General features: G+C 56.8%; 12 protein-coding genes and 1 pseudogene. 6 read left to right on the top strand and 7 right to left on the bottom strand.

Annotated features, from left to right (window positions below; genetic code table 11):
• The 6 genes from B2W52_RS13395 to B2W52_RS13370 form a co-directional block, all read right to left on the bottom strand.
• A partial coding sequence (locus tag B2W52_RS13395; protein WP_286803524.1) for a class I SAM-dependent methyltransferase occupies positions 1–633 on the bottom strand: 633 nt, incomplete at its 3' end.
• Positions 621–1,505 (bottom strand): DUF1365 domain-containing protein, encoded by an 885-nt coding sequence (locus tag B2W52_RS13390; RefSeq protein WP_062784245.1) that lies wholly within the window; start codon positions 1,503–1,505, stop codon positions 621–623. The genes B2W52_RS13395 and B2W52_RS13390, both read right to left, overlap by 13 nt.
• A gap of 2 nt (positions 1,506–1,507) precedes the next feature.
• Positions 1,508–2,773, bottom strand: a complete 1,266-nt coding sequence (locus tag B2W52_RS13385) for an NAD(P)/FAD-dependent oxidoreductase (protein WP_286803521.1) — start codon at positions 2,771–2,773, stop codon at positions 1,508–1,510.
• Positions 2,770–3,570, bottom strand: a complete 801-nt coding sequence (locus B2W52_RS13380; protein WP_286803519.1) for an SDR family NAD(P)-dependent oxidoreductase — start codon at positions 3,568–3,570, stop codon at positions 2,770–2,772. Before B2W52_RS13380 ends, B2W52_RS13385 begins: the two co-directional genes overlap by 4 nt.
• Positions 3,567–4,034, bottom strand: a complete 468-nt coding sequence (locus B2W52_RS13375) for a nuclear transport factor 2 family protein (RefSeq protein ID WP_053115352.1) — start codon at positions 4,032–4,034, stop codon at positions 3,567–3,569. The genes B2W52_RS13380 and B2W52_RS13375 overlap by 4 nt, the downstream gene beginning before the upstream one ends.
• On the bottom strand, positions 4,031–4,987 hold the full coding sequence (locus B2W52_RS13370; RefSeq protein WP_286803517.1) for an acyl-CoA desaturase: 957 nt from the start codon (positions 4,985–4,987) through the stop codon (positions 4,031–4,033). Before B2W52_RS13370 ends, B2W52_RS13375 begins: the two co-directional genes overlap by 4 nt.
• Positions 4,988–5,103: 116 nt before the next feature.
• Here B2W52_RS13370 and B2W52_RS13365 point away from each other — a divergent pair, with 116 nt between their 5' ends.
• A complete protein-coding gene (locus B2W52_RS13365) occupies positions 5,104–6,132 on the top strand; it encodes an NAD(P)/FAD-dependent oxidoreductase (protein ID WP_286803515.1) in 1,029 nt (342 codons plus the stop codon).
• On the opposite strand, the gene B2W52_RS13360 is transcribed toward B2W52_RS13365, so the two are convergent.
• Positions 6,122–7,606 carry an HD domain-containing protein gene (locus B2W52_RS13360; protein ID WP_062784253.1) on the bottom strand — a complete coding sequence of 495 codons (1,485 nt, stop codon included), beginning with the start codon at positions 7,604–7,606 and terminating at the stop codon, positions 6,122–6,124. The two genes, B2W52_RS13365 and B2W52_RS13360, sit on opposite strands and share 11 nt — an antisense overlap.
• A 114-nt stretch (positions 7,607–7,720) precedes the next feature.
• Here B2W52_RS13360 and B2W52_RS13355 point away from each other — a divergent pair, with 114 nt between their 5' ends.
• From B2W52_RS13355 to B2W52_RS13335, 5 genes and pseudogenes are all read left to right on the top strand, one after another.
• Positions 7,721–8,929, top strand: a complete 1,209-nt coding sequence (locus B2W52_RS13355; RefSeq protein WP_008171644.1) for a PP2C family protein-serine/threonine phosphatase — start codon at positions 7,721–7,723, stop codon at positions 8,927–8,929.
• 14 nt (positions 8,930–8,943) lie between these two features.
• Positions 8,944–9,435, top strand: a complete 492-nt coding sequence (locus tag B2W52_RS13350) for an STAS domain-containing protein (protein WP_008171643.1) — start codon at positions 8,944–8,946, stop codon at positions 9,433–9,435.
• A 60-nt stretch (positions 9,436–9,495) separates the two neighbouring features.
• Positions 9,496–10,563, top strand: coding sequence for an NAD(P)H-dependent glycerol-3-phosphate dehydrogenase (locus B2W52_RS13345; RefSeq protein ID WP_008171642.1), 1,068 nt, complete (start codon positions 9,496–9,498; stop codon positions 10,561–10,563).
• A gap of 42 nt (positions 10,564–10,605) precedes the next feature.
• Positions 10,606–11,055 carry a SixA phosphatase family protein gene (locus B2W52_RS13340; RefSeq protein WP_053115346.1) on the top strand — a complete coding sequence of 150 codons (450 nt, stop codon included), beginning with the start codon at positions 10,606–10,608 and terminating at the stop codon, positions 11,053–11,055.
• A gap of 45 nt (positions 11,056–11,100) precedes the next feature.
• Positions 11,101–11,941 (top strand): annotated as a pseudogene (locus B2W52_RS13335) (radical SAM protein); the annotation flags it as partial.

Raw genomic sequence — 11,941 nt, 5'->3', positions numbered from 1 at the left:
AAAGCCGCCCCAGCCGGTGCCGATTTCAATCACCTTGTCCCCGGGCTGGAGGTCCAGCTTCCGGCAGATGGTGTCCAGTTTGTGCACAGCCGCTTCTTCAAGGCTCGATTCGGCGCTGGGATAGATCGCCGACGAGTACATCATGGTTGGGTCGAGGAAGGTCTCGAACAGGTCGTTACCCAGATCGTAATGGGCGCTGATGTTTTTCCGGGAGCCTTCTTTCGTATTACGGTTCAGCCAGTGCAGGCCTTTCAGGGCAGGTTTGGTAACCCAGCTGAACCGGTCTTCAAACTCATTCATACGGTCGACGTTGCGGGTAAAGAACCGGAGCAGGGCAACCAGATCGGGGGTTGACCAATCACCAGCGACATACGCTTCCGCCGCGCCGACGCTTCCGCCAGTCAGAAGGTCCCTCCAGGTGCTGTGATCGTGGATAATCAGCTCTGCCGGCTGGTATTGGCTGTCGCCATCCCCGAATACCAGATCCTCGAATCCGGATTCCCGAACCGTCAGTTTGCCCTCGCCCAGCATACGGAGCTGTTGAATCACCAGGGTACGTGCGAAACGGCTGATAGCCGGCAGGCTGCCCGATTCGGATTTGGTGTTTTCAACCGAAGTATTCAGGTTCTCCATGAACTTACCCTTCCACGAATCTTGTCATTGGTCTCAGAGCTGGTGATATCCAGCCCGGAATCATCGTGCCCACGGCGGTAGGCGGTATCGTCCTCGGAAAGCTTATCGGGGTGGGTGTAGAACGGTGCCCCCTTGAGCTTGAGGCGCAGGGCGTGCCAGTAAATACCTGCCACAACCTTGAATGCCTCGAGCGGAAACTTTCGAAGACTTCTGTGCACATCTTTACGAGTGAGAGGGGTACGTTGGACTACCAGAGTGGCATCAAAATGCTTGCGGCCCTCTTCCAGAACATTCATGTGAATTCTCAGATCAGGGCCCCGGAAACTGAATGTCCACTCGTAGTGCTGGTTCATGCCGTTGAACGGCGACACGTGAAAGCGTTTGCTAAAACCAAACTGTTCGGTGCGCCAGCCCGCCTGGTTCGGCTCTGCGCCGGTCGTCTCCAGGCAATAGGCATGACGGTCATGCCACGGGGTGTTGGTAATCTGGGCAACGATGACCTTTGGAACCACGCCATCCGCCGGGCACTCGCCGGCGCGGTAGCAGAAATAGAAGCTGACCGGATTGAACACGTAACCAAAGTAGCGCGGATGAGTAATCAGCTCGACTTCTCCATCCGGACGCCAGCCGGTGGCCCGTTCCACGTGGTCACGCACAGCCCCGGACAGGTCGCCTGTCTCCGGACGGAAGTAGTCCCTGCGCTTCAGAGACATCCAGTTGAAACGTTCCAGGGAAAATAGCGGGCTGATATCGGAAACCTGGTTCCACTCGTCGGTGTCCAGGGCCAGCATGCCGGTGCTGTAGCTGAATTCGTGTTGCACCGGGTACTTCCGCCTGTGCCGGACAGTACCCTCCAGCCATTGGCTGTTCACGGTCAAAGCTCCACCCCGAACGCTTCGGTGACCCGCAACGCGCTGCGAACGCCATCTTCGTGGAATCCGTTGAACCAGTATGCACCACAGAAATGGGTTCGATTTTGGTTACCGATTTCGTCGTAGCGTTCCTGGGCTGCCACCGCGTCCAGTGTGAATACCGGATGGGCGTATTCGAAGCGCTTGATCACCTTTTCGGGGTCGATATCTCGGCTGCGATTGAGGGTCACACAGAAGGTTTCCGGGGCATCATGGAAGTTCTGTAGTATGTTCATGTTGTAGGTGACAGAAACCGGTTCAGTACTGTGGGTCGGAATAAAGTAGTTCCAGGCAGCCCATGCCCGGCGATTGTCCGGCAACACGCTGCTGTCTGTATGGAGCACGACATCGTTGTTCTGATAGGCCATGGCTCCGAGTATGTCCCGTTCCTTGTCGGTCGCGTCAGCGAGCATGGCAAGGGCCTGGTCGCTGTGGCAGCCAAAAATCACCTGGTCAAAGTGGTGTTCTTCGCCCCTGACAGTCACGGTTACACCGTCCTCATGGCGGACAACCCTGTCGACAGGGCTGTTCAGGTGCATGCCATCACCCAGCCGTTCCATCATCTTCTTCACGTACTGGGCAGACCCACCGGAAATCACCCGCCAGGTCGGGCGGTCATCCACAGACAGCATGCCGTGATTGTTGAAAAACTGCAGGAAGAACCGGATTGGAAACTGTTCCAGCACGATTTCCGGTGCTGACCAGATCGCCGCACCCATCGGAACAATGTAGTAGTTCCTGAAATAGCGGGAGTACCCGTTCCGGTTCAGGTATTCCCCCAGTGTTTCTTCATTGTTGATATTGCCGGCTTCAAGGTCTGCACGGGTTTCCTTGTTAAAGCGCAGAATCTCCCTCACCATCTTCAGGAACGGCAGGTTGAACAGATTCTTTCGCTGGGCAAACAGGGTATTCAGGCTGGTGCCGTTGTACTGCAGGCCGGTGCTGCTGCAGTCCACGCTGAAGCTCATGTCGCTGACTTCCGACGGAACTCCCAGACGCTCCATCAGTTTGATGAAATTCGGGTAGGTCCAGTCATTGAACACGATAAACCCCGTGTTAACCGGCCAGGTTCGGCCACCGGCTTCAACCTGCTCGGTGTTGGTGTGACCGCCGGCATAATCGCCCGCCTCAAAAACCTGAACCTCGTGTTTCTCGGCCAAAAGCCAGGCAGCCGTGAGGCCGGAAACGCCGGCCCCAATGACAGCAATCCGCTGACGCTCACTACTCATCCATTATTTTCCTGTTCGGTGTTGCTTTTACGGGCCATAGAGGCCGACATACGGTCAATCAAGGGCCGGGGAAGGGCGCCCAGCGCTTTCAACATCCAGGTGAAGCGCTTGGGGAATGCAATCTCGTTCTTGCCACGCGCGAGACCACTGACAATACGTTCCGCCGCATCCTCTGCAGAAACCAAGAAGGGCATTGGGAAATCGTTCCGATCGGTCAATGGTGTCTTGACGAATCCGGGGGAAACCACCACTACGTCGATCCCTTCGGCGTCAAGGTCTGCCCGGAGTGCATGGGCAAAATAGGTCAGCGCCGCCTTGGAAGCGCCGTAGCCTTCAGCCCGGCCGAAAGGGAACCACCAGGCTGAAGAGCTGACGATCACGATAGTCGCCGGCTGGCCTTTAGCCCGGCTGCGCCTGAGGGCAGGCAGAGCAATATCGAGACATCGCGCCGTGCCAATCACATTGGTGTGAATGTTCTTCTCGATAACGTCACTGTTGTAGTGCGCTATCTCCAGATATTCACAGGTGCCGGCGTTCAGTATCACCATGTTCAGGTCGCCGTGATTTTCCAGTGTGCCCGCGATGGCCTGGAGGTCTTCTTTGCTGGTGGTGTCTGCCGCCGCCGGTATAATCCGGTCTGGCGCTGCAGAAGCCAGTTCTTCGAGAGCCCCCTGTCGGCGGCCGGTAATCACAAGCCGGTGACCACCGCGTGCCAGTGCACGGGTAACGGATTCGCCAATGCCCGAACTGGCGCCGGTAATCCAGATATTCGAGGTTTCCTGAAGTCGATCACTCATCCTGCCTGATCCTTGATCCAGCGAATGGCCCTGCCAATCAGCGGCAGGTTTTCGTAGAGCATTTCCCCGGCGTCAAAGTAATCACGGTGGTAGCACACCATCCCGTCCCGGATTTCGAGGTGGCTGATGCCCTGCACCTGGACTTCACGCCCCTTGCGAAGGCGCTTGTGACGAAGGTGCATAACCCAGGGCAAGGCGGCAAACTCCCCGTGAACAACGGCTTCACCGAATTCAAAGCGACAGGAGATGACGTTCGCATAAGCCCCGGCGAAATAGTGGGTCAGCTCATCCAGGCCCGATACGGTGCTCAGTGGGTCCTGGAACCGGATATCCTCGCTGTAGACCCGGGAGAGCTTGTTCAGATTACCCTTGTCGAGTTCGTTGAACAGCGCTCTGAAATTATCGAGCGTTGCCGGCACCGCCGAATTACGCGTACCTACTTCGATCTTTGAGGCGGTTGTCATTGCCTGCTCCTCCTCATTTTATCCAGTTCGCGTGTTTCTTCCTGAATTTGCTTGGGTATCGGGTTGAGCTCCCAGATGATGCCAAGCTTCGACATCAGCCATAGCCCATACCAGGTGATGTCAATTTCATACCACCGGAACCCCTGACGAACAGATTGCGGCCAGCGGTGGTGATTGTTGTGCCATCCCTCGCCCAGGGTAAGTAGGGCGAGCCAGAAGTTGTTTCGGCTGTCGTCCGACGTTTCAAATCGGCGCTTGCCCCACACATGGGACAAAGAGTTGATGGATACCGTGGCGTGAAACAGCACGACGGTCGAAATGAAGAATCCCCAGACAAGCATCTGCAGACCGTTGGTCCCCAACCCCGGAGCCCACCCGGCCAACGCCTCGCCCAGCCCGTAAATACCAACGGCGGCGAGAGCCGGTACCAGAGCGTCAAACCGGTTAATCAGCCTGAGTTCCGGGAATTTCAGCCAGTCCCGAATCCGACGTTCGTCGGTCGCAAAGCCGGCGTCACAGGTGAACCACCCCATGTGGGACCACCAAAATCCGCCCTGATGGGGCGAGTGCAGGTCCTGAACATCATCGGAGTGCTGATGATGATGGCGGTGGTGGGCAGCCCACCAGAGCGGGCCGCGTTGGGCCGCACTGGCGCCGAGCACCGCGAATACAAACTGGGCAGGCCGGCTGGTCTTGAACGTCTTGTGGGCAAAATAACGATGGTAGAATCCGGTAATCGCAAACATCCGCACGAGGAAGAAAGCAATCGCGAATCCGATGGCGAATGCGCTTACGCCGGTGTAAAACGCCAGAAGGCAGGCCAGATGGAGCGCAATGAACGGAATAACGCGTAAAAAATTGAATGATCGGGACGTGGTGTCTATGTGATCCGAACCTGCTTCGGAATCGAACCACCTCAGAATGTTTGTAAGCCAATGTTGCATTCGGGTCATACCCTGATTGCCCTTTCTCTTTAATGGAATCTTGATCGCACACTCAGTCTTGATGCCGCTGGTGTTTCATGGAGAGTAGTACGATCTCACTACTGTAATTGGATGCACGATAAACCATGTTTAATCAAACCTTTGATTCGTCACTTATACGCCGTATCGCCATTGTCGGTTCAGGCCTCTCCGGGCTGACCGCCGCTATCCAGCTGCGCGGTCTCGGCCATGACGTTACGGTCTTCGAAAAAAGCCGGGGACCGGGTGGCAGGCTCGCTGCGAAGCGGGTAACCGGCGGATCAGCAGATATGGGCGCGCAATACTTCACCTCCCGGAACCCGGATTTCCTGCCGTTTCTCCAGAAATTTGCCGGCCCTGAAAGCTTCGGACCGTGGGAAGGACGGTTTGGTTTCCAGACGAATGCTGATAAATGGGAATCCTTCCCTCAGGAGACCCGTTACGTCGGTATTCCCCGCATGACAGCGATTACCCGGGCCCTGTCCGGACACGCTCACGTTGTTACCGAGACACGCGTTGCCAGATTGGCCCGAAACGACCAGTCCTGGTCGCTCTTTTCCACCGCCGGCTCGCACCTCGGCGATTTTGATGCAGTTATCGTTACCGCGCCTCCGGCACAGGCTCGGGATTTGCTGGCGGACAGCGGCCTCGACGCTCTGGCCTCCCACCTGGACGATCCGGTGAGCCGGGTTCTGCCATGCTGGGCCGTTGCCGCCCACTTCCCGGTATCGCCCTGGCCGCATCACGAAGGCATGCGCTGCAAGCACCCGGCGCTGTTCTGGGTGGCCAACAACTCCAGCAAGCCCGGTCGAGACGACGAAGGCCAGTGGTGGGTTTTGCACGCCAGCCCGGCCTGGACCGAAGACCATGTGGACACACCAGCCGAGGAGGTGGCCGAAAAACTGTTGGCTGCGTTTCGTGAAACGACCGGCTTCGATACCGGTCCGGACGACGTGGTTACCCATCGCTGGCTCTACGCGCGCTCTGAAGGCGGAGAACATCCTGGCCATCTATGGTTCCCGGATTACAAGATCGGGCTCGCAGGCGACTGGCTCAGTGGCGGCCGGGTAGAAGGCGCGTTCGACAGTGCCTGCGGACTGGTTGCCGAACTGACGACACCTCCCACTACTCAGTGAGAGACTCCTGGTTACCGGTGGTCACATCGGGCCGGGTATAGAAATGTGTGATGGTGCCGTCACTGAACTTGCTGAAGAAGGCGCTGACGTCGGTGATCTTCTTCAACGACCGGGTGCGGTGGATAGGTTCGCGCACGAGCACCTTGATGCCGTTGAAGTTGTCCTGAATGTTCGAGAAGCGCGCCCGCATCGAACAGGTCACTACCTGGGCAGGGCTGAGAGAAAGCTCTTCGGCCAACCATGCGCTATGACGTTCGATCCCCCTGGCTGAGAGGTCTTCCCGGGTATCCAGATGGTTCAGTTTCACCCGGTTTACAATGCAGAACGAGAAACTCTTCGGGTGCTTGCGGGCCACTTTCCGAAACGCCTCCCAGAAGAAGTTGTCGGTCAGTTCTGCAAAGTAGGCCATGTCGCTCAGGCAGGTATCCACCCATTCAAAGTTCTCCGGGTCATCGAGCACTTCGTTGATCGCTTCCCGAAGCAGCCAGTCAAAGCCCAGCGCGGTCTTGTGGGCGTAAACCTTGCGGTACATCTGGTGACGACTGTAGACAAAGTCCTCGAGCGCCCCCAGTCCTTTCTGGGTTATGGCCAGCCCCAGCCAGGGTTCGGACACATCCCATCCAAAACGCAGGTTGCTCAGAAGGTGGTCCAGATTGAAACCGCCGATGGTTACCGAAGAGTGGAAGCCGTCCCGCAGCATGTAATCGGCTCGGTCAGCGTCGATTTCGCCGGATACAATCGATGACAGCAGATCCATCACCAGCCCGGGAATGTTTTCGCTGAGCGGTGATCCCGCCGCGGCATCCTCTCCCGCAATAAAGGCCCAGAATGTGCGGGCATGACGACAGAACGTCTCACTGGGTTTCACGTCTGTCGTTTCCATAATGCCGATAACGTCCCGGGCGAAAAGCCCCGCACCTTCGAGATCCACCGCCATGAGCACATCGTGGGCGACACGCACGGAATAATGCTCGTGTTCCAGCTCGTCGGGTTCTTCCGGGTGGTAGGCGGAATAATCCACGCCGCGCCACAGATCCCGGAAGCGGCCGGGACGGGACATCAGTTCCCGGATGCGCCGGGCCTGGGTGAACTGATGGGAAAAACTTGAATGCCCGCTGTCATGCAGAAGACAGCCCAACCGGATGGTTTTGGCCAGATAGTCGATGGCGTCGAGCTGGCTCAGGCTAAGGTCGGTTTGTTCGCTGAGCTGGCGCTCCCTGAGGTAGGCGTCGATCATCGAGCGGAACATGCGCGTGCCCACATGCATCACACCAATACTGTGCAGAAAGCGGGAATGGGTTGCGCCGGGAAAGACCAGGCTCAGGATGTCGTTCTGGCAGATGTTTCGCAGTCGCTGGAACAGCGGGTGATCAATCACCTGGATCTCGTGCCGGTAAAGCGGAATGCCTCCGTGAACCGGATCCATGATCAGCTTGTCATAGGCTCCGAGTAGATCGTTTACGGCACGTCGCATCAGATGGAATCCTCCGATTTCATGAACTTGGCCTTGTTATATCACAGGGGCGTGCCAGAATAGGCTTAATCAAGCCAATTTATCGTTTATCGCTGGTAGTTTAGGGCAGTCGCCATGACCTCGCGCACCGAGCGCATACTTATAATAGACGCCGATGAAAAGGCCCGTACGGATCTCGCCCGTTACCTTGAAGCGAGGGGGTTCTACGTGACCGGCTACCGGGATCTCGCCAGCGCCAAGGCGCTTTTTGACGATAACATTCCCGATGTCATCTTTGCAGACCTGCCTCCGGAGTCCATCCGGGATCTCGCCAATCGCCTGGAAGAAGCCGAAACATTCACGCCGATCGTCGCCTGTTCGTCCAGCGAGTCCAGCGCCGATGTGGTCAGCGCCCTCAGGGCCGGGGCGGCGGATTTTGTCCTCAAACCCTGCAACGACGACAAGGGCGCACTGGACGACGTTATCGGGAAATTGTTCGACCGGGTCCGGGTCAACCGGCTGAATCAGCTTTACCGGCAGGAGCTTGAAGAGGCAAATCGTGACCTGCGGGACGGCATCGCCGAGCTGCGGGCAGACCAGCGTGCCGGCCGAAAGGTCCAGTTACGGATGCTTCCGGAGCACGAACAGGTGATGAGTGGCCTGCACGTGGACCACATGATCAAGCCATCGCTCTACCTGAGCGGTGATTTTCTGGATTACTTCCGTATTTCCGACGACAAGGTTCTGGTGTACATCGCCGATGTCTCCGGCCATGGCGCCAGTTCCGCGTTTGTAACCGTATTGCTGAAGAACCTGACCAACCGCTTGCAGCGAAACCTTCGCCGGGGCTCCAGTGAAGATATCCTGTACCCGGACCGATTCCTGGAACGCATCAATTCCGAGTTGCTGGATACCGGCCTCGGTAAACACGTAACCGTATTCGTTGGCATTATTTCCCTGAGCGAACGTAAATTGAATTATGCAGTCGGCGCCCATTTCCCGATGCCTATCCTGTCCTTTGAGGGTGGGGAGGCTGCGTTTCTCGAGGGAAGCGGGCTTCCGGTAGGGCTGTTTGAGACGCCGGAATGGGAAGTGTATGAGGTTCCCCTGAACAAACCGTTTCATCTGACCCTGTTTTCGGATGGAATTCTGGAAGTTATCCGGGAAAAGGGACTGGATGAAAAGGAGCGGACACTACTTGAACTCGTATCGGGAGGTCGTCACACTATCGCCTCTCTGAACGAGGCTCTGCATCTGGAACAGATCACAGAGCTGCCGGACGATATCGCTATCGTATCGGTAACTGATACCATTAACGGATCAGATAACACCCCGTCGAATTAGTGGCAGTGTGAAACATGGCTGGTTACAAGATCCTGCAAGCTGAAAAACAGGGCATCTATGTCCTGAAGTTTATTGGGGAAATCCGGCTGAACCTGTGTTCGACGCTGGACAATCTGGTTGAGTCCATCACCCAGGACCCGGAGTTCAAGACCGTGGTGATCGACCTGACCGAGACCGAGATTATCGACAGCACCACACTCGGACTGCTTGCCAAGATCGCGATGGCGGCCCAGAAACAGAGCAACTTCCTGCCCACACTTATTTCGACCAATCCCGATATTACCCGCATTATCACTTCCATGGGTTTCGACAAGATCTTTATTATTGTGCGAGAACCCGCGTCCCGAATTGAAGAGCTTGAAGAGATTCCCGTACTCAGGGCCAGCGAACAACAGGTTCGAGACAAGGTTCTTGATGCCCATAAAGTGCTGATGGGCCTGAACAGCCGAAACAGGGAAGAATTCAAGAATCTGGTGCGCGCTCTGGAATGTGAAGAGCCCGGTTAACTGCGCCGCCCTGGTGCGAAATTGCCGGTATCACACCTGATCTGACAGAACGGAAGAACTATGTCTGAACAATCGACGCCCCGGAACACTGAGGCAGCCGCGCCAGTACATGATGTGGCGGTTCTGGGCGGTGGCAGTTTTGGTACTGCCATGGCCAAGGTGCTGGGTGAAAACGGTCACCGTGTTCATTTCTGGATGCGTGGCAAAGCCCAGGCCGAAGAGATCCGCAGCACCCGAATCAATAGCCGCTACATGCCAGGCATTGAGCTGACCGGTGACATTCAGCCCACCACAGACCTGGCGGACGCTGTCAGCAAGGCCGAGATCGTCTTTGTTGCCATTCCGAGCAAAGCCTTTCGGGCCGTTATCCGCGAGAACAGCGACAAATTCCGCGACGAGCAAATTGTCATCAGCCTCACCAAGGGGATTGAAGAGCACGGCTTCAAACTGATGAGCGAGATTCTGCAGGAAGAGATCCCTCGTTGTCGTACTGGCGTGCTCAGTGGCCCCAACCTGGCTGGTGAAATCGTAAACCGGGATCTGACCGCCACTGTTATTGCCGCCAAGGATCCGGATGTACGCCGCTCGGTTCAGGACCTCCTTGGGTGCGAGTATTTTCGCGTTTACGCGAACGTGGATGTGTATGGCGTGGAACTCGCCGGGGCACTGAAGAACATCTATGCGATTGTTGCGGGTCTTGCCTCCGCCCTGGAAATGGGTGAGAACGCCAAGGCCATGCTGATTACCCGCGGTCTTGCAGAGATGAGCCGGTTTGCCGTCAGCCTCGGCGCCAACCCAATGACATTCATGGGGCTGGCGGGTGTCGGTGATCTGATCGTGACCTGCACCTCATCCAAGAGCCGGAACTTTCGAGTGGGTTATGCCGTTGGCCAGGGCCAGAAACTGGACGATGCCGTGGCGGAGCTCGGGCAGGTGGCCGAAGGTATCTATACCCTGAAGCTCGTCAAGCAGAAAGCCGAGGCCATCGGGATCTACATGCCACTGGTTCGTGGGCTTTACGAGATCCTCTATGACAACGCTTCAATCAAGGCGGTCATCAATAGCCTCATGATGTCGGTCCAGAATTCCGACGTAGAATTTATACTGCCGCGGACCATCAGCCAGTAACAGGCCCGCTGAACCGGGACCAGGCCGGAAAGGAGAGAGCCCTTGCAACTGCTCATCATGCGCCATGGGGAAGCTGGCTGGCATACGCTGGATCAGGAACGTGAACTGACAGAGGCCGGCCGGCTTGGCGTGGCTGAGGTTGCCGCTCGCATCGCGGAGTCGCCCTGGCGACCGAAGCTGGTCTGGAGCAGCCCCTATGTGCGGGCCAGGCAAACGGCGGCGATCGTTTCCGAAATTCTCAATTGTCCCGTTGAAGAAAAGATGTTTATCACTCCGGACGACGACCCGGCAGCCTGCCTTGATGCATTGATTGAGCATCACGAATCACCCCTGTTGATCGTTTCCCACATGCCCCTGGTGGGAGGGCTTGCCACGCTTCTGGTTGACGCACACCGCCGGGGCATTCCGTTCATGACCTCCCAGGCCGTCATGCTGGATATGCCAGTAGTCGGTCCCGGTTGCGCTGACTTGAAAGCCCAGTTTCTGCCCTGATATCGCCAGTAAGTAATTTCTGAATCCTCAAATCCGAGCCCGACTATGTACAGCTTTCCAATCGACTACGTGGAGCCGGTCTTCCGGCCTCCCAGTGAAGCCAAGTCACTGATCCTGCCGGTCACCAACGGCTGCTCCTGGAACAAGTGCACGTTTTGCGAGATGTATACGCAGCCGCAAAAGAAATTCCGGGCCCGCAAGCCTGAAGATGTGCTCCAGGACATCCGTAATGCGGCTCGCAGCCTGGGTGGCGTGCGCCGAGTTTTTCTTGCAGACGGTGATGCCATGGTATTGCCGACCCGTCGCCTGTTGGAAATACTGGGTCAGCTCAGGGAGGCTTTTCCGGATCTTCAGCGGGTTTCCAGCTACTGTCTGCCCCGCAACCTCGCGAAAAAGACCGTAGAAGAACTGGCTCAACTGAAGGATGCAGGCCTTGAAATTCTCTATGTCGGTATGGAATCCGGCGATGATGAAATCCTGCGCCGGGTCAACAAGGGCGAAACCTGGGAATCCACCCGCTCGGCACTGCTGAAAATCCGTGAGGCGGGTCTTACGAGCTCTGTCATGGTGCTGAATGGGCTGGGCGGAGAAAACCTTTCGCGCCAGCACGCGATCAATACCGCAACGCTCTGCAACGAGACACAGCCGGATTATCTTTCCACCCTCGTGGTCAGTTTCCCACAGGGAGAAGAACGTTTCCGGGAGGGCTTCGGAGACGATTTCGTGCCGCTGTCCCAAAAAGGGCTCTTTGAAGAGATACGCCTCTTCCTGGAGCATCTTGAGCTGGATAAGACCATCTTCCGCAGTGATCACGCTTCAAATTACCTCGTGCTGAAAGGCACGCTGGGCCGTGACAAGCAGAAAATGCTGGACCAGGTAAACCTCG

This window comes from Marinobacter sp. UBA2498 (genome assembly GCF_002341575.1).
GTDB classification, from domain to species: domain Bacteria; phylum Pseudomonadota; class Gammaproteobacteria; order Pseudomonadales; family Oleiphilaceae; genus Marinobacter; species Marinobacter manganoxydans.
This window is presented reverse-complemented; position numbering and strand designations above follow the sequence as displayed.